Genomic DNA, 22,743 nt, shown 5'->3' on the forward strand with positions numbered 1-22,743 from the left:
TTACTTCGACTCCTTTTCTTTGTAAATTTCATATTGTTCAGCTAAGTTGTAAGGCATTTCTTCGTACATGATTTCCATTAAATCAGTTACTTTTTGTTTTGGAGCTTGGTCAGCCTTAGCAATAGCTTGTTTGATATCTTCTTTTGCTTCTTCGATTACTTTTTCTTCTTCTTCTTGAGACCATAGGCCTTTATTTTCTAAGAATGCACGGAAGCGTACGATTGGGTCTTTTTGTTCCCATTCATTTTCGATATCTTTTGTGCGGTAACGAGTTGGGTCATCACCAGCCATTGTATGTGGACCATAACGGAATGTTAAAGTCTCGATTAAAGTAGGACCTTCACCATTTACTGCGCGCTCACGAGCAAAAGCAGTTGCTGCGTATACAGCTAATGGGTCCATACCGTCTACTTGAATTCCATAAATACCTGCTGCTACTGCTTTTTGAGCTACAGTTTTTGCTGCAGATTGTTTTTCTACTGGAGTAGAGATTGCATAACGGTTGTTTTGAACAACAAAGATTGCTGGAGCTTTGAACGCACCTGCAAAGTTCATACCTTCATAGAAGTCACCTTGAGATGCACCGCCATCACCAGTGTAAGTAATTGCAACAGATTTTTTACCACGTAATTTCATACCTAACGCAACACCAGCAGTTTGGATAATTTGCGCACCGATAATAATTTGTGGAGGAAGTGCATTTACATTCTCTGGCATTTGGTTACCCATGAAATGTCCACGAGAGAATAAGAATGCTTGGTATAATGGTAGACCGTGCCATACTAATTGTGGAACGTCACGATATCCCGGTAAAATAAAGTCTTCTGCTTCAAGTGCAAAATGACTCGCTAATTGAGAAGCTTCTTGTCCAGCTGTTGGTGCATAGAAACCTAAACGTCCTTGACGGTTTAAAGAAATAGAACGTTGATCTAGTACGCGAGTATACACCATGCGGCGCATTAATTCTTTTAATTGATCATCAGTTAAATTAGGCATTGCTGCTTCATTCACAACTTCGCCTTTTTCATTTAAAATTTGTAATGTTTCAAATTGAGCTGCGATAGCTTTCATTTGCTCATCAACATTAAATAGGGTCTTTTTTGTTTTAGTACCCATTCCGTTCACCTCTTCCTCTCTTGAACCATATTCTGAAACGCTTTCACTAGCATACATCTAGAAAGAAAACGCAATCATGTAAACCGATAGGAATCCTTATCGGCTGAGAATAAATTTGTGTACCTAACAATCTGTACTAATATTTTTTTAGAAGCATATTAATACAATCTTGATTACGTTTTTTAGTTTACAACTATTCTAATCACGATGTCAATTACTTTAATTACGATTTTTTATGAATCACATTGAAGGTTTCGCCATATATACATGTTTTTATTTTCACATCTGTATTAGTAAGCATAAACCTACTGTTATATTATTCCCTGTTTCACTTGTTCTTGACCCTAGAATAATATGTAAACGATGTAATTCTCTTTAGTTTTTCTCTCTTTACAACAAAAATATGCAACCACTTCTTCCTTTTCTAGGTAAATGCCCATACATTTCCCTCTACTCTCCCATACATTATAAGTAACCGCAATATTAGCGGAAAATGATAAAGGAGGTCATATATATGTACGGATACACATATTGTTATCCAACTTGCTCATACCCTTCTTACGGCTACGGCGGTTCTTGCGGCGGATCTGGACGCGGTTTTGCTTTAATCGTTGTATTGTTTATCCTTTTAATTATCGTTGGTGCTGCTTGTATTCGTTAATGTAAGACACAACAACTATGAAAAAGAGGTGTCCCAAAAGTCAGTGAAACGTGACTTTTGGGGCCTTTTTTCCTTCAAGGAATTGAAGTTTTGAACAAGACACTCTGTTCGCAATGTACTACATATGCTTTACCATGACTTTTTTTATTTCCTTTGGTAGACTTAAGGAGAAAGGAGAGATTACAATGCTTACAATGAACGATGTAATTCGTGAAGGAAATCCGATTCTCAGAACAGTAGCAGAAGAAGTACAGCTGCCAGCTAGCGAAGAAGATACACAGACACTAAAAGAAATGATTGAGTTTGTCATAAACAGTCAAAACCCGGAAATGGTTGAAAAATATAATTTGCGCCCAGGGATTGGATTAGCGGCTCCACAAATTGGTATTTCGAAAAGAATGATTGCGATTCATGTTACGGATGCAAATGAAACATTATATAGCTATGCATTGTTCAATCCAAAAATCATTAGTCATTCCGTTGAACGTACATACTTACCAGCTGGCGAAGGGTGTTTATCTGTTGATCGTGAAGTACCTGGATATGTTCCTCGCTATGCAAGAATTACAGTGAAAGCAACAACTGTTGATGGAGAAGAAGTAAAATTACGGTTAAAAGGCTTACCAGCGATTGTCTTCCAACATGAAATCGATCATTTAAATGGCGTCATGTTCTATGATCATATTAATCAAGATAATCCTTTTGCTGTTCCTGAAAACGCAAAACCTCTTGAACGCTAAAAAGCAGAAGCTACGCTTCTGCTTTTTCATTCTTATCCAATCGTTCTCTATGAAACAGTTTTTATCTCTATTTTAAATTAAACCAGCCCACTGTAACCCATGATGAATCCCGCCTTCACTCACATCTTTTGTTACATAATTTGCAAGTTTCTTCAGCTCTTCATGACCATTTCCCATTACAATTCCTGTTCCAACTGCTTCAATCATTTCTAAATCATTCAGTCCATCCCCAAAAGCATACACTTGTTCTCTCTGAAATCCTAATTTCTCAATAAACTTTTCGATTCCTTTCGCTTTTGAACCTCCATTAGGAATAATATCCATTGAATATGCGTGCCAACGAATAAAATGAAAATCTGGATAATCATGAATAAACTTTTCTTCTTCACCTGCTTGGCAGAAAACAAGCGTTTGATAAATATCACGATTTTCATGAAAATTAGGCTCATATACTGGGTGTTCAAATTGCAAACTCCCAAAACCTTCTTTTACATAATCATGATATTCTACCGTTGCTTTCATATCTTGATCGTCTAAATAAACAAGTGGATACCCTTCTTGTTTTGCAAATGTTGTAAATTTACGAAGCGTTTCTGAGCGTAGTGGATTTTTAAAGATGACCTCATCCTCAAATACAACATATTGACCATTAAAACTAACATAATTATGAATATTGAGCTCATGACGGATATCTTCAAACATAAACGGAGCACGTCCCGTTGCAATTGCTACATGGACTCCCTTTTCTTGTAAAGTACGCACTGCTTCTCTTGTAGATTGCGGAATTTTTTTATCATGATCTAACAATGTTCCATCAATATCAAAAAAGACAATTTTATCATTCATTTATCAAAACCCTTTCCACTTCTTATATACTTCTAACTTTACTATCACTTTTAAAATACTAAAAAAAAGTATAACATATTAACCATCTTTAAAGTAAGCATTCGCTTCCTAACTTTATCCCTGTCATACATATATATTAATGAGAACGAGTATCGAGGTTTTTCTAAATGAATTTTCTTTTCTCATCTTTCTCATACTATACACATAACGAGTGAAATGACTGTCAATCATGACGTACTATTCAAGCTAGCACTTAAACGAGAAACGATGAATAAGATAATGTAAGAAACCCCGATGAATATATGTGTATGTTTTACAATAAGGAAAGGAAGGAGCAGCTATGCTAAAAAAATTGAAGAAAAAGCTAAAACGCTATTTAAATGATTTAGTACGAAAAAAAACAATGGCTTAAATCATGCCCATTTCGGGCTTTTTCTTCATTCCCATTCGAAAAAACATGAAAAACATGACTATTTGCTTTATAATAGGTAATAGATTATGCAAAACATAGACAAGGAGAGGTTTTTCCAATGATTTTTAAAGTATTTTATCAAGAAAAAATGACTGAGGTTCCAGTACGTGAAAATACAAAAGTTCTATATTTAGAGGCTGACTCTGAAAGAGACGTTCGTGCAAAATTAAAAAAGTTCGCATATAACATTGAGTTTGTTCAGTCAGTGACTGGCGCTCATCTTGAATACGAAAAGCAAAATGCTGATTTAAAACTAACGGAGATCGTATAATTTATGAAATTTCTAAAAAACGATCAGGTTGCCGTATTCGCTCTTGGTGGACTGGGCGAAATCGGCAAAAATACATATGCTGTTCAATTTCAAGATGAAATTATTATAATTGATGCTGGAATTAAATTTCCAGAAGACGAACTTCTCGGGATCGACTATGTGATCCCTGATTACACTTATTTTGTACGAAACGAAGATAAAATTAAGGGTGTCTTCATCACACATGGTCATGAAGATCATATCGGTGGAATCCCTTACTTATTACGCCAAGTAAATGTTCCAATTTACGGAGGGAAATTAGCGATTGCCCTAATTAAAAATAAATTAGAAGAGCACGGTTTACTTCGTAAAGCAAAACTTTACGAAATTCAAGAAGATGATGTAATTAAATTTAAAAAAACGTCTGTTTCCTTCTTCCGTACAACACATAGCATTCCAGATTCATTTGGCGTTGTTGTGAAAACACCACAGGGGCAAATTGTTCATACGGGAGACTTTAAATTTGATTTCACACCAGTTGGTGAGCCAGCAAATTTAACGAAAATGGCTGAAATCGGTAAAGATGGTGTACTTTGCCTATTATCCGATAGCACAAATAGCGAAGTTCCTAACTTTACAATGTCTGAACGTCGCGTTGGTGATAGCATTCAAGATATTTTCCGCAAAGTAGAAGGACGTATTATTTTTGCTACTTTCGCATCTAATATCCACCGTTTACAACAAGTTGTCGAAGCTGCTGTTGAAAACAATCGCAAGGTAGCTGTATTCGGTCGAAGTATGGAAGCTGCCATTCAAATCGGACAAGACCTTGGTTATATTCGTTGTCCAAAAGATACATTCGTCGATGCAGCTCAAATCAATAAACTACCTGCTAACCAAATTGTTATTTTATGCACAGGTAGTCAAGGTGAACCAATGGCGGCACTTTCTCGCATTGCCAACGGCACACATCGTCAAATCCAAATTATTCCTGGGGATACGGTTGTATTTTCTTCTTCTCCTATTCCAGGAAATACAGTTAGTGTAAGCCGTACAATCAACATGTTATACCGTGCTGGTGCTGAGGTCATCCATGGTAAACTTACCAATATTCATACGAGCGGACACGGCGGACAAGAAGAACAAAAACTTATGTTACGTCTCATTAAACCGAAATATTTCATGCCTATTCACGGTGAATATCGTATGCAACGCATGCATATGAGCTTAGCAAATGATTGTGGTATTCCTGAAGAAAATTGTTTTATCATGGACAATGGTGATGTACTCGCCTTGCGTTCAGATGAAGCAAATATTGCTGGAAAAATCCCATCAGGGTCTGTTTATATTGATGGAAATGGAATTGGCGACATCGGAAATATCGTATTACGTGACCGTCGTATTCTTTCAGAAGAAGGACTTGTAATCGTCGTTGTCAGCATTGATATGAAAGAATTTAAAATTGCCGCAGGGCCTGACATTATCTCTCGTGGATTCGTTTATATGCGTGAAAGTAGCGATTTAATTAATGACGCACAAACATTAATTACAACACATCTAGAAAAGGTGATGGAACGAAAGACAACACAATGGTCTGAAATTAAAAATGAAATTACAGATACATTAGCTCCATTCCTATATGAAAAGACGAAGCGCCGTCCAATGATTTTACCAATCATTATGGAAATATAAAAAACATGTTCCAACAGAAATAGTCTTATTTTAATGGAACATATCATAAGAGTGAAAAGACCAATTTGTATAGCAAATTGGTCTTTCTTCATTTATGTTAAAATGATAACAATCCAATGAAACAGTCACTACAAAAAAAGAGTCTATCACCTATATAGAGGTGATAGACTCTTTTTATTATACAGTGGATTTTTTCGTGACCTTATCTACAGCCAAACCTTTTTTCATACGATTCTTTCTATCGTAAGAAATGCTTGAAACGATCTACTTCGTCATCATGGCCAATCACAATTAAAATATCCCCAGACTGGATATTTTCAGTAGCTCGCGGCGAGACAATCACTTCTTTACCTCGTTTTATCGCTACGATATTCAAGCCAAATTTCGCACGAATATCCAGTTCGATTAACGAATGACCATCGATTTTTTTATTAGCAATTATTTCTACAATACTATGTTCATCTGAAAGCTCTAAATAATCTAATACGTTGCTAGAAGCAATATTATTTGCAATACGTTTTCCCATATCACGCTCAGGATGAACAATATGATCTGCCCCTATTTTACTTAATACTTTTTCATGATAATCATTCTGAGCTTTTACAGTAATATTTTTTACTCCTAATTCTTTTAAAATAAGTGTTGTTAAAATACTAGCATTTAAGTTGTCTCCAATTGCTACAACAACGTGATCAAAGTTGCGGATACCAAGACTTTTTAAGACCATTTCATCTGTGGAATCTGCAATTACAGCATGGGACGCAATATTTGCAAATTCATTAATTTTATCTTCATCTAAGTCAATGGCCATTACTTCCATACCTAGTTGTGCTAATTCACGGCAAATGCTGCCTCCAAAACGTCCAAGTCCAATGACAGCAAACTCTTTCTCTTTTTCACTCACATGAATTCCTCCAATAACATCAAATCCAACTTCATTTTATTGTAGCATACTTTATTTTCACTAGCGAACCTTGCCCACTACTACTGCTTTTGTATGTAAAAATATTGTTGTACATACAATGAAATACTACAGACTAGCATTCCAAATACAAAAATATTCCCAAACGAACTAAACGTTTGAAAAACGAATACTAATGTTTCTTGACCAAAAAATGCAAACAACAGTTGCGCAAAAGCAAATAAAAGTGCCCACATATAGTGATGTTGATGAAATAAATAATGTGTCGCTCCTAAAAAAGCCAAAAAGGAAATGATAAATATCCACCATGTTCCGAAAAATAGTTGCCATCCTTCAAAATGATGACCGTTCATAATTACTGCAATAACCACTATTACAAACATTGTTGGCACACTCCAAAATAGTGCTCTCCTTCTAAAAAAGCGAACACCCTTTTGATCCCCTTTTTCATTTGCACAGTACGTCAAAAACGCAGTGCTTATATATAAAACAGAGAGAATTGTTAAAACAATAATTAACCAAAAATGAAGCTGGTAATATTCATGTTCTATATTTGTAACGATAGCAGCAAGCATACAAGGAATAAACATCCCTGTCCAACCATCAATTTTCTGTTCATTCCAAAACACAGCATTCCCAATTCGAACCCCTAACAGCATAAAAATAATAATACCGATTCCAAATAAAGTTGCCTTATTTCCGACGAAACTTGTTGAAAACGCAACTAATCCAATAAATAAAAAAAGAACAAAGCCATTCATAATTTCTAGTACAGGGGATAAGTATTTCTTCACCCACTGGTATGTTTCTTTATATTCAACTTTATTAGCTAAGCGATATGCGTAAAAGCTGATACCGAAATATATCGCAGCAATAATAACGTATGTATACAGAAAGAAACATAATATTGCACTACTGATTTGCACCTGACTCCCCACCCTTTTTCAATGTATCACATTGATTTTACACACGTTTTATATAAAAAGTAAAGTAAAGCAAAACATATCGCTTCTTTGCTAACTAATATACCGAATTTACCCCCATTCTAATTTTTCATAGAACATATTTTTAAAATCCTTTATCTACTTCACCGAGGATCGCTCTTTAAAATCGTGCCGTAAAAAAAGAACAGGTCTACCTCCTGTTCCCTTTCCATTTGACGTATTGATTTAAAAATTCAATTGCTCGATCAATTGCCGCTTCATTTGGCTTTAGTTTCGCATGATGCAAACCATATTCAGAATCGACACCAAGCCAAAACATAAATCCTGGAATATCGCGAAGCATGTATCCGAAATCTTCTCCCGTCATAGCCTCCTTGCAAGTAACCACATTCATATTCGTATCTTTTGAAGCGAACTCCATAAATTCTTTTGTTAATGCTTCATGATTATATACTTGATGATACATTGCACCATAATCAATAACCGCCTCACATTGGAATGCAGCCCCAATCCCAGCAACAATCGCTTCGATTCTATCTTTCACTCGCTTCATTGATTCAACAGATAATGTTCGAATTGTCCCCTCTAAACGCGACTTTTCTGCAATTATATTTTGAACGGTTCCACCTGTAATTTTACCAATTGTAATCACTGCACTATCCAATGGATTCACATTACGACTAATTACAGATTGAAGCTGGGTCACAAGATGACTAGCTGCAACAATCATATCATTCGCCATATGTGGGTATGCCGCATGTCCACCTTTTCCCTTTAAATCAATATACAATTCGGATGTATTTGCAAAGAGTAACCCTTCTTTTGTAGCAATCGTTCCGACTGGATATTCTGGTGCAATATGAAGCCCAAGAATCATATTTGGTTTCCATTCTTTTAATTCTTCGCTTTCTAACATAGGAAGTGCTCCGCCAGGCCCTTCTTCAGCAGGTTGGAATAGAAAAACAAGGTCATCATCTATTCTGTCATTTACAGTGGCGGTAAGCAATCCTAAACCAATTGTAGTATGAAAATCATGACCGCACGCATGCATCATTCCTTCATGAGTCGAAGCGAATTCATATCCTGTTTCCTCTACAATTGGCAAACCATCCATATCCGCGCGGTAACCAATTGTTTTTAACGGATTCTTTCCCTTGACTTTAACGATAACCCCTGTTTTCCATGTCTTTACTTCAATATGTTCGTTAGGAAGCGTCTCAATATAATTTAAAATATATTGCTGTGTTTTCCACTCTTGAAATCCTAATTCAGGAATTTGATGTAAATCCCTACGGATTTGTACAAATTTACTGATTGTCATGTCTACACCGCCATTTATAAAAAGCGTAAGGGCCTCTTCATTCCCTTACGCTTTTTGCTTTTTTATTTTTCTGGGTTTAATTGACGAAGCTCTTGCTTAATTTCTGTTTTTGCCTTTGTCTTCTCATCAATTTTTTTAATGACACGTGCTGGCGTCCCTGCAACTACTGTATATGGAGGTACATCTTCTGTTACAATCGCACCCGCTGCAACAACCGCACCTTTTCCTACTGTCACACCTTCTAAAACAACTACATTGGCACCAATTACAACATCATCTTCAACGATAACTGGTTTAGCAGAAGGTGGCTCAATAACACCTGCAAGAACTGCACCTGCACCTACGTGACAGTTTTTACCTACTGTTGCACGTCCGCCTAATACAGCATTCATATCAATCATAGAACCTTCACCGATTACAGCACCGATGTTAATTGTTGCATTCATCATAATAACCGCATTATCACCAATTTCGACATGGTCACGAATAATCGCACCTGGCTCAATACGAGCTTTAATACCTTTTAAATCAAGCATTGGAATTGCAGAATTACGACGGTCATTTTCCACAACATAATCTGCAATGTGCTTTTTATTTTCTTCAAGAATCACCTTAATTTCAGACCATTCTCCAAATAACACACCCGCTTTTTTGTTCACAAATGCTTGTACAGTTCCAGGGAATGTTACCTCTTTTAAATCCCCTTTTATGTATACCTTCACAGGAGTTTTCTTTTCACTTTTTTGAATAAATGAAATAATTTCATTTGCATCCATCATTTTCATGCTTGTTGCCTCCTAAATCCATTTATATTGTTACTCTATCAAACGAAAGAGCTAGTAGCAAGATAAGAATCTTATTTTTCCTTTTGAATTTCTTCTATAATTTCTAAAAATGCTTGCACTTGCTTTAATTGTCTAGCAGAATCACTTGTTAATAGCCAAGTTTCTCTTGTTAATTGTACAGGTGTTTTATATGTATTTGTCTTTACTTCTTTTAATACTGTAGAAGGCAACAAAGCATAGCCAATGCCATTTAAAACAAGTTGCTTACACGTTTCAATCTGATCTACAACGATTGTACGTTTAGGCGGATTCGAAAATAGCCCGTACCACCAATTTTGAATTTGTCCATAGTATGTTGAATCACTTTTAAATTGTATAAAAGGTCTATTTGTATCCTTCAGCATAGAAATATCTTTTATTTCTGTATCAACTAAGTATAATTCATCCTCAAATAATTGTTGTTTGTGCCCTTTATATTCTTGCGTTCCTCTTAAAATAGCAACATGGACGTCTCCTTCATAAAAATGCTTTTGCACTTCGCTACTCCAACCTGTAAAAAGCGAAATCTTCACAAAAGGATATTTTTGTACAAATTTTTTCAAAACAGGAGGTAACCAATATTGTCCAATTACAGAAGCAACAGCAATTTTCAATGTTCCATATGTCTCAGTGTGGTAGATTGCTAACTCACTCTTAATCGCTTCTTCTCTTTCTAACATCTCCTTCGCATAACTAGCTACTTTTTCCCCTTCTGGTGTAATTGTCAATCCCTTTTGCGAGCGAATAAAAAATTTCATTCCCCATTGTTTCTCCATAGATTGTAATCGTTGACTTAGTGCAGGCTGCGAAACAAATAAACGCTCTGCCGCTCTTCTCATATTGGATTCTTGCGCTAAGACAACCATCATTTGAAAATCATCGATTTGCAACTTTCTCCCTCTTTCCTTGTCCTACATATAAAACAAACATTAAGTCAATGGAGAATATCCAAGCTGACCTTTCTAACATAAAATCCCTATCGTATTGTCACTACATGACGAAACACTCATCTACCCTCAATATATATGCATTATGTTTATTAACATGCACAGTCTAACTTGTATTTTTCATGGTGAAATAAGTGTAAAGTTTGCTTACTCTTTCATCTTTATTTCTTTTTAAATATAATACATCATTAACAGAGATGCACGATAAAAAAGCGACTTCTTTTTTGTCTACGAAGTCGCTTGCCCTTCACTACCGATTATACTGCCTTACTTTCTTATTTAACAGCTTTAAAATAGCTCGTCGCGTTAAAATGCCTTCAAAGTACTCCTCATCATTTACAACACAAATAAAAGGATGATCAATCGTCATTCCTAATGCTTTCGTAAATGAATCATCTAACTTAAGAAATGGAATATCTCTTTTCATGACTTCTTCCACTTTCATATTCTCAAGTTTCTCAAATTCAATGCGCTCTAATCCTAAAATTCCATCTAAAATCATGGCAGTACTAATGAGCCCATGCAATTTATACATCGGATCTAACACAGGAATTGCAGAATATCCGGACTTCACTAAAACAAGTAACGCATGCTCTAAACTGTTACCAATTTGAACGTGTGCTACCTTTTCTGATGAAATCATTAAATCCTTTACAAGAACTTGTTGAAACTCATCTTTCGGAATACTAATCATTTTACATCCCCCATTTTTATCCCTTTTTCCTGTTCATAACACTTTCCCGTACAGCCTGAAAAACCTTCTACTTCCTTTTTTATCCTGCTATTTTAGGACAGTTAAGATTCCCACTTCAAGATTCAGAGAGAAGCAAAGAAAATAGGTGGGAGTAGGGCTGCCCGTAACATCCTGATTGGTGATGGCTCATAATCAATCGGGATGAAGAAAATCCCTCCTACTGATTAAAGTTTCACTTTATTTCCCACTGTTATTTACATATCATGACAGCGTTTTCACATCATTATGTTATCCGTATCGAATTCCTATAAAATATAATATACATACACCATTTTATCATAGAACTCAAAAAAAAAACTACCTTTCTGGTAGTCCTTAATAACCTTCATTTTTTAATCTATAAAATAACCTTGCGATTCTTTTATATTGGGAAATATTTGTTTTCTTAAGGCCGCTTTCAATATCTGACAGCTCAACAGCTAAAATTTCACTTGCATAATTTTGTTGAAATAAAACTTCTAACAGTAACTCTTTTTCTTCATTTGTTAACCCGAATTCTTTTCGCATGTACTCCTCTCCTTACAATCATTTCCTTTTGTTTATTATATAAAATATTTATTTAATTTAATAGACAAAAAAATCATTTTTATTTTGTATATCGATTTGCATAACTAAAGGCCGCATAAGAATCTGGTTTGATTTTAGCGGTCAATCCCATCTCTCTTATTTTTCTTGTCATATCAGAAATAAATTCTTTCGTTAACCCATCATTTCCTATATCCAAGTGAATTTCCATTACAAAACCAGCACCTTCATGAGCATAAGGATGCAATAAATCCCAGATTTTCTGCATCCGTTCCGCTGTAAATAAACATGCAATCTCTTGGCTTAGCTGTGTCTCTAAATATATTTTTTCGCGTAATGTTGGTAATTTTTGATGTATAGCTTTATAGTGCAAGCATCCCCATGCTCCCTTACCAACACGATGAATATGTATCGCTGTCACAAAACGAGTTTCCTTTTGATGTGCTTGTGAATCAGTTCCAATTGATAACCGGTATAAATTCCTCGGATCTCTTTTAATAAAATGACAAATACGAGTAAACACTGTTTCAAAGTCCATGTACCTTTCGGATACATTATAAAATTTATGCTCCCCGTCCATATAGTCACGCCCCCCAATTAGACAGACTTTTTCGTCATTTTATTATATGGGACAAAAATAAAAAATATAACGCTTCTATCCGTACTCGTCTCAATATTTCTTCTAATGCATTGACACGATGGACATGTGTATCTTATAGTCGCCGACGAAGAGGATTGAACGGACGAAGAAGAACGCGTCTCGTTATTAATAGAGAATATTTATGCTTACTTAGGATTTATTGAAAGTGGCGATATATGAAATGTATCCTGACGCTAAGGGACGACAATTTGTTATTAGCGTACACGGAAAATATCGTTGTACTGAACACGGTGAAAATTTTTTTTTGAAAAGACCAAGGAAATAGTTACGAAATCTAGATGCTGTTTCCAATATATACATAAGCCCCATGAAGAAGGGAAAATGTAGCGGAATAAAACACAAAGAAAAACACCTTATCATAAGGATTAGCGTTCTTCTTTTACTGTAAATGTATTTAAATTTCTTTTGCTACAATTCCTCCACCGTTTTCATACGCATTAGAATGCGAACCACCATCGCCTCGATTCATTACTTGTGGAGTAAACATATTTAAACTAACTGTTAAAATACACGCAATTGCTAATCCTGCTATGATTGTACTAATTTTGGAATCTATTTCTTCTTTTCATGATTTTGATTGAATAAAATCTTGTTTTGACATTAATTATACCAACTATCTAATGAGTGTTTAATTTGTTCTTTAGTCACTATATACACGCTCATAATAATCCATCTTTTTTTCTAAACATTAACATAATTCTATATATCACCTATCTTTCTCCTTTTAAAACTATTTGAAAAACAATTATCAGAATATTTTCTCGGGAGTAAAAACAAAAAAACAGCCTTCCGTTGGTCATAGCCATCAACTTAAGAAAATGAATAAATGGATTAGATTCTAATGGCTTCCTAAAAGAAATGCCATATGAAGTTCTGTTCGAGTATGCCCAAAATACAGGAGTGTATTCAAAGGTTGTAAAAAAAAGTGCCTCCGATGCTTTTAGCATCGGAGGCACTTCTCTAAAGTTGATGGCTATGCCCCTTGGCGATACCTTTTTATATGTATCAAGAAATGATATCGTAAATCTCAATCGCAACCATATCAATGTTATCAAATTGATATACTTGTGGTTTTTCACCTTGTTGATACACTTCTAACTCATACATTTCACTTTTATCAAAAAATTTCACGCTACATTTGCGTTCACCGTTCACTTCGAAATAGCGTTGTGCTACTTCACCGCTTTCAGCTTGTTCTTGTAGACTAACAAGTCGAGTTAAAATTCCTTGGAGTAGAGACATGAAATCTCTCCTTTCTCTAATCTTCCTATCAATTATGTTTTACAGCTATATTCATTCTATCCGTCATAACAGAAAAAATGTCCCACACTCTAGGATAAAGGTTATTAGCAAGAAACTCAACTAAAATTTGTCGAAATAAGAGGTAAAAAGCAGAAAGAATATCTTTTGTCTTCTTTGTTGCGGTTTTTTAAACTGGAGAATATAATAAAAAACAGAAAATAGGAGGAATCATTATGAAAAAAGTCGAGGTCTATACTCAAACTGATTGCCCACCATGCGCAATTGTAAAAGAATTTTTAAAACATAATAACATAACATTTGAAGAATTTAACATAAAAAAGGATGCAGCTGCTCGTGATCGTTTATTATATGATTACGATTCCTACTCAACACCTACTGTTGTTGTCGATGGTGAAGTAGTCGCTGGCTTTCAAATTGAGAAATTACAACAGTTATTAAACATAGAACAGGAATAGGCAACATGCACTATTCCTGTTCTTTTAACTCTTGTGATTTTGTTATTTCTGTCAAAAGTTCCTGACTTTCATGGTAGCCAGCTAACTTCCATCTTCCATCATCCTTTTGTAACGTAACAATTTGATATTGCTTATTTTTTCCGCGCTCATATACATATAAAAGACGGTACTCTTCATTATAAGCTAGTTTTGTTTGAGAAGAAAAACTAAACGGAGCTTCTTTTGTAGGAAGTAAATATTCACCACTTTGTTTGTCATGATTACTATTTTCATCCGTAAATACTTGTAAGAAGTTATTTGTAAAATATGGTGACAGTACTTCATACATTTTTTCCATTGATAAATGTTTTCCACGAATCGAAAATTGTGCTTCATATCCTTTTTGAATTGTTGTAAATATTTCTTTTTGATTTACTTTTACTTCTTCTTTCCCAAGAACCGTTGTAACACTATACCCAACTAGAAAGGCAACACACAAAAATAGAACAAACCATATTCCATATTTCCTCATTCTCTCACCTTCCTTTACAAGAGCTTGTCTCTGTAGTATTCATTGTAACAATGATTATGCAAAGAAAGTGATGATTTCGTTCGTAAAATCTTTACAATGATAGACAGCATTTTCATCACCATTTTCACTATTACCAATTTATGATAAAAACAAACAAAAAATGCACGAATTGCTTCGTGCATTAAAATAAAACATCTTCTTCATATAAAAATTCATACGATAAATCAATAAATAAGAAATGTTCGTCGTCAATCGGAAAGGAAAATGTTCGCACCATTTCTCCTGTTTCAATATCTGCATATAAATCGGAAAGTCTCGCTTTATTCTCAAATCGCATTTTCATTATATTTTCTAAAAAGTATGGGCGCCAACTCCAATTTTTCATATAATATTCAGGCATAACAATCCATTCCTCATCTTTTTTCATAACGTTTCCTGATTGCTGAAAACCATCTTCATTGCAGATAAAGATCCGGAAGCTAAAATGCGATACATGTTGACTAAAATGTAATAGCCACTCATTCACATTTCCATTCTTTTTTTGCTTTAATAAAATATTTCCAACTTGCTCACGCAATGTTTCGGTGAGCTGATAAATCTTTTGTAACTTCTTCTTTTCCTGTTGAATAAATTGATGACACTCATTACCAAGACGTTCTTTCAAAATAGTTGCTTCAATAAAATCTGGCAAACACTCTTTCAAATAATCGCCTTGATAATATCTTCCTCCATTTTTCCATGCATATTGCAGTTGGTAAAACGCATCAATTTCTTCATATAATAAAGTTGCACCAATTCTTCTTGCAAGTAGGGATAGAGAGTACAAAATATCTTGGTATGATTGTAAAAGGGCTGTTTGTCTTAAATTTGTTAAATCTATTTTTAAAATATCAGGTGCTAACACACTAATTCGTTCCAAATTACTCATACCTGTTCCTACTTTATTGATTGCAATTCGAATGCCATATGTACGATAATACATTAACAAATGATTAAATTGTTCAATGTCTTCCTTACACTCATGCTCCGTTATTTCTAAAACAATATTACTTAAGTTTAATCCTTTTTTTTCGTACATCAATAAAAGCTGTAGTAAACTTTCTTCCTCATCATTCATTAGTACATTTACATTTCGGTGTATAAACAATAAAAAAGATTGATCTGTTTTTAAATATCGATTTAAAGCTTTTGCCACAATGTTATTATCTACTTCAAGCTGAAACTCACTTGGAACAGAATCATCATGAAAGAAAGAAGACAGACTTTGTATCCCTTCTTCTGTTTGGATACGTCCTACTACTTCATATCCAACTACTGTATGTTCATCAGCACTAAAAATAGCTTGATAATAAGGAAGGACTTTATCCAAATTACTCATTACATCTAATGCATCTATCAAACTGCTTCCCTCCCTTTACTTTTCAAAAAATTATAACACGGTATGTATAGAAAAATAATAAAAAAATCCCTTCAGTTTTCCTGAAGGGATTAGAGGGGTAAAATGCTAAGGGGAATTAGCAATTCTACTATGAAGAAAAAAGAGGTCTTAAATATACCTCATATAAGCTCTTCTGTAAATACTTTTTCTGATATGTCACAAATTCGTCACATTTTACGATACATAGATCACGGTTCATATCTATGTCCCCATCCCTTTAAAACGGATACTGATGTAAATGTTGTCCACCATCCATTGTCATGCATGTTCCATTTATGTACGCTGCCTCATCAGAGCATAAATAAAACGCTAAGCTTGCGATTTCTTCCGGTGTTCCCAATCTTCCTAGTGGAACACTCTGCACGGTACGCTTTGCCATTTCTTCTGAAATCCATAATTTATCTGCACCACCTGTTCTTTCAATCGGGCCAGGAGCAATCGCATTAACGCGAATACCATATTTACGCCCCCATTCTACAGCTAACGTTTTTGTCATTGCTAGCACTCCAGCTTTCGCTGCCGCAGAATGAATTACACCAGGGCCAGCATCCCATGCATATGTAGCTACCATGTTAATGATATTTCCTTTTATCCCTTTTTCAATCCAATACTTTCCTACTGCTTGACTACAATAAAACGTTCCATTCAATACAATATTAATCACAGCATTCCATCCATTAATAGATAAATCTTCTGCCGGACAAATAAAATTACCTGCCGCATTATTAATCAAAACATCGATACGTCCAAATTCCTTATCAATGGATTCAATCATACGCTGAATATCCTCCGTGTTTCGAACATCCATTTGCACTGTTAAAACCTGTCCGTCAAATTGTTCAATTTCTTTTTTTGTTTCGTCCAGCTTTTCTTTCGTACGCCCTGTAATAACAACTCTTGTTCCTTCCTTCGCAAATTTAGTTGCCATTCCTTTCCCCATTCCACTTGAACCACCTGTTATCACGACTACTTTACGTTCCAACCCTATCCCCTCCTCCAAAAATGAATACAAATTCATTTTACCATTTTATCGGATAGAATTCTTTATATTTTTATTTTTTTCTGATATCTTTATGTACAAGAACTTACTAGAAAGGATAATGAGGTGACCAATTATGAATTTTATTCATATTCCTTATTTCAAAACATGAAACCTATCCGTGATTCTATGAAACAAATGACAAGAAGACATTTTATGAAAACGGGAATACGCACTTGCCTTTATACTTGTATTACAGCTAGTATTGGCTATTACTATGCAAAATATATAGAACCCAATTTTCTATCTTTTACACACTATACACTTCAATCTCCCCTTATCCCTAACAGCTTTCATGGTATGAAGATTATACAGTTTAGCGACCTACATTTAGGTTATTATTTCTCTCTTCAACGTTTATCCAGCATTGTTTCTAAAATAAATGATGCTACACCCGATATCGTCCTGTTTACCGGTGATTTAATAGATAATTATCAAACATATGGTGAAACGCCTTTCGTCTCTGCTATTTTACGTAATATTAGAGCACCATTTGGAAAATTTGCAATCTATGGAAATCACGATCACGGCGGTTATGGCACGGAGTACTATCAGCAAATTATGAATGAATCTGGCTTTGAACTGCTTCAAAACAAAGAAAAGAGAATTCGATTATTCGATGGTACCGAAATCTCTATTGTTGGAATTGATGACATGCTCCTTGGAAAACCAAAAATTGAAGAAACTTTACAACATATCAAACATAATATTTATACAATTGTTCTTGTTCATGAACCCGATATAGCATCAAAAGTCGCCAAATTCCCAGTAAATGTCCAACTTTCTGGACATAGTCATGGCGGCCAAGTTCAAATTCCGTTTCTAGGAGCCGTTGTTACTTCAACACTTGCCAAACAATATATTGAAGGGTTTTACCATATCGATGACTTAGTTCTCTATGTGAACCGTGGTCTTGGCAGAACTAGAATTCCCTTTCGATTTATGGCTCGCCCTGAAATCACCCTTTTCACATTACAACATACGGAAAGGTAACGCCCTTACGCCTATTTTCATATATCCTTTCTTGTACTCGCTCATCCACGTTTTTCTCCCATATGATAACAATGAGTCCAATAAAGGAGGTTGTTACATGTATTCCTACTATCAGCCCATACCAGTTCGTTCAGCACCTGTTGGTCCAGCAGGCGACTCACGCTTTCTACCGTTTTTTGGTGTTCCGTTTTTAGCTGGAATTGCTGGTGGATTACTTGGCGGGGCATTGGCCTTTGGGCCTCGGCCATTCTATCCACCTTATCCACCAGCACCATATCCTTGTTACGGAGCTTCTTGTCAACCGTACTATTATTAATAACCATCTCCCGTTCATTTCTAAACATAACCGTATTTATGAATGAACCATGCAAGTTTAACAAACTATTTTCTCCATCCACATTTTTAACTAACGATATGGAAAGGAGAAAATAAAAAAGGGTACCTTAAAAGTTATAGGATACCCTTTTTTCAGTACTATATATGTACAACGACGAACTTATATATGATATTTTATTCCGCATCCATCTCTTGATAAGCTAACTTAAATAATTTCACTTGACTATCAATTTTTTCAGCTTTGTTATTTATTACGTAATAATATTCACCGTCTTTATTTTGTTCACGAGTTTTCACATTATCAGCTAAAATAAGCTGCAAAATTGCCTTTATTCTAGCTTTCATTTCAAACTCTAGTATTGGAAAAGATATTTCAATTCTTTTTTCCATATTCCGTGTCATCCAGTCCGCTGAAGATAAGTAAACTTTTTCATGACCATTATGATGGAAATAATAAATGCGACTATGCTCCAAGTAACGTCCAACAACACTAATTACACGAATATTTTCACTTACTCCTTGAATACCTGGACGCAAACAGCATATTCCTCTAACAATGAGTTCGACCTGAACCCCAGCTTGTGATGCTTCATATAACTTTTTAATTAGGGGTTTATCTGTTAAAGAATTCATCTTTGCAATAATACGTCCATTCCCATAGTGTTTATGGTAACGAATTTCTTCATCTATCAAGTCCATAAATTGTTTACGAATATCAAAAGGTGCTACTGAAATCTGATGAAAATGTGGTTTTGTTGTATAGCCACTTAAATAGTTAAAGAAATTTGTTGCATCTACTCCGAACTCTTTTCTAGATGTAATATAGCCAAAATCCGTATATAATTTCGCAGTAGCATCATTATAATTCCCAGTTCCTAAATGTACAAATCTTTCGATTTTTCCGTTTTTTCTCCGGACAACAAGGGTAATTTTACTATGTGTCTTCAAGTGACTCACACCATAAATGACATGACATCCCTCTTGTTCCAGTTCCTTTGCCCAATGCACATTATTTTCTTCATCAAATCGAGCTTTCAATTCAACTAATACCGTTACTTGTTTCCCTTTTTCAGCCGCTGTCTTCAATGCTTGAATAATGGGAGAATCTCCGCTTACACGATAAAGTGTTTGTTTTATCGCTAATACATTCGGATCATTTGCTGCGTCACGTATAAACTCAACAACAGGTTGAAACGATTCAAACGGATGATGCAATAAAATATCATGCTCCGCCACTTTCTCAAACACATTCTCTTCATCAGCTAAATCTCGTGGCGGTTGCGGAATCAGCGCTGGATATACAAGATGTTCATGTAAAGGTGCTAATTCTTTATAAAGTGAAAATAAACATGTTAAATCCAGTGGTCCATCTATCATGTACACATCTTCATCTTTTACCTCTAATACTTCATACAAAAGAGTTAACACTCTTTCATCAACATGATCTTCTCCAACTTCTAAGCGAACAGCCGCGCCCCATTTCCGTTTTTTCAGCTCTTTCTCAATTACTTTTAATAAATCTCGTGCCCCTTCTTCATGTATTGTTAAATCCGCATTTCGTGTAATACGAAAGCGTGTAACAGATGATACTTTATATCCTGTAAATAATTTATGAGTAAAACTACTAATAACATCCTCTAACAAAATAAATTTCTGCTTCTGGCCTTCACTTGGTAAAAAAATAAAACGTTCCAGCAATGATGGCACTTGTACAATGCCAAGTTTCGTCCGATTTTCCTCTTCGACTTGCTTTTCATCATAAAGAATAGTAGCTAAGTTTAAGCTTTTATTTAAAAGCATCGGAAACGGACGGTACGCATCAATCGCTACAGGTGTTAGAACAGGAAAAATTTGTTCGTCAAAATATTCTTCAATAAACGCACGTTGTTCCTTTGTTAAATCTTGAAATTTCAAAGGTTCAATTCCCTCTTCTTTAAGTGCAGGTAATATGACATTTTTAAATGTATCATACTGAACTTCCATTAATTCATGAGCCTTCATAGCAATCTTGTTAAGCTGTTGCTTCGGCGTTAATCCCGCTTTATTTTCCGGTTGATTAAACCCAGCCTTTACTTGATCTTTTAATCCGGCAACACGCACCATAAAAAATTCATCTAAATTTGAACTAAAAATACTGATAAACTTCAATCTTTCTAAAAGTGGATTCCCCTCATCTTTTGCCTCTTCTAATACACGCTCATTAAAAGCTAACCAGCTTAACTCTCTATTATTGTAATAAGCAGTATCATTTAAATTTACTCTATTCCCCTTCAATAATTCCATTCTATTCACACTTCCCCTTGAAACTTTTTCAATATAATTTATGTACATTTATTGTACCAAATTTCAATTTGTTAAAGTGTAAAATTTTTGTAAAGACATCCGTACTTCTTAACATTCCTTTGTAAATATCAACTGAATGTTCATTTTTAATATTTTTTCTAACTGCTTTTTTTGTTTCTCTGCTTCCACTATTTCCGCTAAAACAGCTTGCTTACAAAAGACTTGAAATACAAGTGCATCTTTATTTCGTTCTATGTGTATGTTTTCGATAAGCTGGCTCTGCCTTACATTTAAAGCAGCTGAAAATTGCAATACCGCTCCTAAAAGGCGCATTTTTTTCTGTTCATTTTTGTCAAACCAATCTTCAAATGGTGCTAAATGTTGCTTAAATAACACCTTCGACTTATATGAAGCAATAAGCGCTAATCTAATTCGTTCTTTATGCATCATACCGTCAATCGTTTTATTCGCTAACAAATAAAATGTATGCAAACAGCTTGCTTCTTCATCAATATATTTCCCAATATTAAATACTTTAGCTGCTTGATAAAACGCTTTCCAATCTTGTTCTGATAAAGAAATAAGTCCAGCTTGCTCAAGCTGCTTACAAATAACCGCTCCTTGTTTCATAAGCTGAATAACAAAACCCATATTTATTTCATATTCATGTGACAATAAATATAAGCTTTCTTCTATCACATTTGGATAATAAAAAATTCCAAATCCCCTTGTTAATTCTTCATAAAATACACCTTCTCGCAAACCTTTCCTACTTAATACAAATGCTGGTGCTTCAATTATATTTGTGAGAATATGAAAGACTTCAACCGCTGGAATGATTGTATCTGCTCTGTCTTTTGCTAATCCATCTAACTTTTGTAAATCAGCAAAAGAAAGCTTCATCAACTCTTCTTGTACATCCTTTATATCCTTTTCTTTCATCTTGTATAGATGTAGGCCTGCTAAAGGATAGGAAATTAAGTTTTGATGAATTTTGACCAAATTTCTAGCACTACCACCAATCGCAATAAGGGGTAGTTTTTTTCCTCTTAACCACGGCAATGTTTGAAATTGATCATATAGATAGTTTCTCAATTTCTTCAATTCTTCTGTAGTTGGTATCTCATGCTGAATAAATTGTTGTTTCAAAGAAAGAGCTCCAAATGAAAAACTATAATATTCTACAATTTCTCTATCTTTAAAATATGTAACTTCTGTACTTCCTCCGCCAATATCAACAGTAATCCCTTCACAAAATGAAGTGGAGTTCATGACTGCTAAATACCCATAACGAGCTTCTTCATATTCAGACAAAATCCGAAGTGTAAAGTCTGTTTCTCTCGCAACAACCCTTTTTATTTCCTCTTGATTTTTAGCTTGACGAATAGTCGCTGTAGCAACACAAAGTACATTTTGTATATGATAGAACCTTGTACTTTCTTGAAATTGGCGCAATGTTTGAAGTAATATTTTTGTGCCTTCTTCTATCAATAGACCGCCTCGCAAATAATTTCTTAGCCGAGCAACAACTTTTATATTTTCAATCTCCTTATAAAAGCCACCATTTTGCCTTTCATAAATTACCAACCTCATCGTATTCGAACCGATATCGATAATGGCATATTGCTGTTTCAATATATCTTTCATTTTTTTCACTCTTTCATAATCAAATTTCTAAAACCCCTTCCTATCACTATTATACAAAATAGTTGTTTTTTGGAACAAGATTGCTTTAATATTAAGCATATAC

23 protein-coding genes are annotated in these 22,743 nt (G+C 34.8%); 7 read left to right on the forward strand and 16 right to left on the reverse strand.

The genetic code is table 11. The features are described from left to right. Positions 1–1,116, reverse strand: a complete 1,116-nt coding sequence (gene pdhA, locus MR056_RS00855) for a pyruvate dehydrogenase E1 component subunit alpha (protein WP_012095131.1) — start codon at positions 1,114–1,116, stop codon at positions 1–3. 514 nt (positions 1,117–1,630) lie between these two features. Here pdhA and MR056_RS00860 point away from each other — a divergent pair. After that, on the forward strand, positions 1,631–1,777 hold the full coding sequence (locus MR056_RS00860) for a YjcZ family sporulation protein (RefSeq protein ID WP_000274566.1): 147 nt from the start codon (positions 1,631–1,633) through the stop codon (positions 1,775–1,777). A 185-nt stretch (positions 1,778–1,962) separates the two neighbouring features. Continuing rightward, positions 1,963–2,517 carry a peptide deformylase gene (gene def / locus MR056_RS00865; protein ID WP_048721844.1) on the forward strand — a complete coding sequence of 185 codons (555 nt, stop codon included), beginning with the start codon at positions 1,963–1,965 and terminating at the stop codon, positions 2,515–2,517. Positions 2,518–2,589: 72 nt separating this feature from the next. Here def and MR056_RS00870 read toward each other — a convergent pair whose 3' ends face one another. Further along, positions 2,590–3,363: a Cof-type HAD-IIB family hydrolase gene (locus MR056_RS00870; RefSeq protein ID WP_012095133.1), complete on the reverse strand. Its 774-nt coding sequence runs from the start codon at positions 3,361–3,363 to the stop codon at positions 2,590–2,592. Between the two features lie 530 nt (positions 3,364–3,893). On the opposite strand from MR056_RS00870, the gene MR056_RS00875 reads away from it, so the two are divergent. Both MR056_RS00875 and rnjA read left to right on the forward strand, forming a co-directional pair. Next, entirely contained in the window at positions 3,894–4,106 is a 213-nt protein-coding gene (locus tag MR056_RS00875) for a DNA-dependent RNA polymerase subunit epsilon (protein WP_012095134.1), read from the forward strand. A 3-nt stretch (positions 4,107–4,109) separates the two neighbouring features. Continuing rightward, positions 4,110–5,777 carry a ribonuclease J1 gene (gene rnjA / locus MR056_RS00880; protein ID WP_012095135.1) on the forward strand — a complete coding sequence of 556 codons (1,668 nt, stop codon included), beginning with the start codon at positions 4,110–4,112 and terminating at the stop codon, positions 5,775–5,777. A 238-nt stretch (positions 5,778–6,015) separates the two neighbouring features. Here the strand turns inward: rnjA and MR056_RS00885 are convergent, their stop codons facing one another. From MR056_RS00885 to MR056_RS00925, 9 genes are all read right to left on the reverse strand, one after another. Further along, entirely contained in the window at positions 6,016–6,681 is a 666-nt protein-coding gene (locus MR056_RS00885; protein ID WP_012095136.1) for a potassium channel family protein, read from the reverse strand. Positions 6,682–6,761: 80 nt separating this feature from the next. After that, complete coding sequence (locus tag MR056_RS00890) at positions 6,762–7,625, reverse strand: cytochrome c oxidase assembly protein (RefSeq protein ID WP_012095137.1); 864 nt, start codon at positions 7,623–7,625, stop codon at positions 6,762–6,764. A 208-nt stretch (positions 7,626–7,833) separates the two neighbouring features. Next, complete coding sequence (locus MR056_RS00895) at positions 7,834–8,964, reverse strand: N-acetyldiaminopimelate deacetylase (protein WP_048721838.1); 1,131 nt, start codon at positions 8,962–8,964, stop codon at positions 7,834–7,836. Positions 8,965–9,026: 62 nt separating this feature from the next. Next, positions 9,027–9,749, reverse strand: a complete 723-nt coding sequence (gene dapD, locus MR056_RS00900; protein ID WP_012095140.1) for a 2,3,4,5-tetrahydropyridine-2,6-dicarboxylate N-acetyltransferase — start codon at positions 9,747–9,749, stop codon at positions 9,027–9,029. 71 nt (positions 9,750–9,820) lie between these two features. Further along, positions 9,821–10,678, reverse strand: coding sequence for a LysR family transcriptional regulator (locus tag MR056_RS00905; RefSeq protein ID WP_012095141.1), 858 nt, complete (start codon positions 10,676–10,678; stop codon positions 9,821–9,823). 307 nt (positions 10,679–10,985) lie between these two features. Beyond that, positions 10,986–11,429 (reverse strand): cyclic-di-AMP-binding protein CbpB, encoded by a 444-nt coding sequence (gene cbpB, locus MR056_RS00910; protein WP_012095142.1) that lies wholly within the window; start codon positions 11,427–11,429, stop codon positions 10,986–10,988. 375 nt (positions 11,430–11,804) lie between these two features. Beyond that, complete coding sequence (abbA, locus tag MR056_RS00915) at positions 11,805–11,996, reverse strand: antirepressor AbbA (RefSeq protein WP_012095143.1); 192 nt, start codon at positions 11,994–11,996, stop codon at positions 11,805–11,807. A gap of 79 nt (positions 11,997–12,075) precedes the next feature. Beyond that, complete coding sequence (locus tag MR056_RS00920; protein ID WP_012095144.1) at positions 12,076–12,594, reverse strand: ribonuclease H-like YkuK family protein; 519 nt, start codon at positions 12,592–12,594, stop codon at positions 12,076–12,078. Positions 12,595–13,680: 1,086 nt separating this feature from the next. After that, a complete protein-coding gene (locus MR056_RS00925; protein ID WP_000055151.1) occupies positions 13,681–13,917 on the reverse strand; it encodes a YkuJ family protein in 237 nt (78 codons plus the stop codon). A gap of 233 nt (positions 13,918–14,150) precedes the next feature. On the opposite strand from MR056_RS00925, the gene MR056_RS00930 reads away from it, so the two are divergent. After that, entirely contained in the window at positions 14,151–14,393 is a 243-nt protein-coding gene (locus MR056_RS00930; RefSeq protein WP_012095146.1) for a glutaredoxin family protein, read from the forward strand. A gap of 10 nt (positions 14,394–14,403) precedes the next feature. Here MR056_RS00930 and MR056_RS00935 read toward each other — a convergent pair whose 3' ends face one another. The 3 genes from MR056_RS00935 to fadH all read right to left on the reverse strand — a co-directional run bounded on the left by MR056_RS00935 (position 14,404) and on the right by fadH (position 17,324). Continuing rightward, the gene (locus MR056_RS00935; RefSeq protein WP_012095147.1) at positions 14,404–14,904 is read right to left on the reverse strand and encodes a DUF3993 domain-containing protein; all 501 of its coding nucleotides are present in this window, start codon (positions 14,902–14,904) and stop codon (positions 14,404–14,406) included. 181 nt (positions 14,905–15,085) lie between these two features. Beyond that, positions 15,086–16,303, reverse strand: coding sequence for an EAL domain-containing protein (locus MR056_RS00940; protein ID WP_012095148.1), 1,218 nt, complete (start codon positions 16,301–16,303; stop codon positions 15,086–15,088). Positions 16,304–16,559: 256 nt separating this feature from the next. After that, complete coding sequence (fadH, locus tag MR056_RS00945; protein ID WP_012095149.1) at positions 16,560–17,324, reverse strand: 2,4-dienoyl-CoA reductase; 765 nt, start codon at positions 17,322–17,324, stop codon at positions 16,560–16,562. A gap of 186 nt (positions 17,325–17,510) precedes the next feature. Here fadH and MR056_RS00950 point away from each other — a divergent pair, with 186 nt between their 5' ends. Next, positions 17,511–18,374, forward strand: coding sequence for a metallophosphoesterase (locus tag MR056_RS00950; protein ID WP_012095150.1), 864 nt, complete (start codon positions 17,511–17,513; stop codon positions 18,372–18,374). A gap of 97 nt (positions 18,375–18,471) precedes the next feature. Continuing rightward, the gene (locus MR056_RS00955) at positions 18,472–18,690 is read left to right on the forward strand and encodes a hypothetical protein (protein ID WP_012095151.1); all 219 of its coding nucleotides are present in this window, start codon (positions 18,472–18,474) and stop codon (positions 18,688–18,690) included. A gap of 194 nt (positions 18,691–18,884) precedes the next feature. On the opposite strand, the gene MR056_RS00960 is transcribed toward MR056_RS00955, so the two are convergent. Then, positions 18,885–20,993, reverse strand: coding sequence for an RNA degradosome polyphosphate kinase (locus tag MR056_RS00960; RefSeq protein WP_012095152.1), 2,109 nt, complete (start codon positions 20,991–20,993; stop codon positions 18,885–18,887). Positions 20,994–21,101: 108 nt separating this feature from the next. Further along, on the reverse strand, positions 21,102–22,640 hold the full coding sequence (locus tag MR056_RS00965) for a Ppx/GppA family phosphatase (RefSeq protein ID WP_012095153.1): 1,539 nt from the start codon (positions 22,638–22,640) through the stop codon (positions 21,102–21,104). Positions 22,641–22,743 lie beyond the last annotated feature (103 nt).

It is taken from the genome of Bacillus cereus group sp. BfR-BA-01360 (assembly GCF_022663595.1).
Classification (GTDB): Bacteria; Bacillota; Bacilli; order Bacillales; family Bacillaceae_G; genus Bacillus_A; species Bacillus_A cytotoxicus.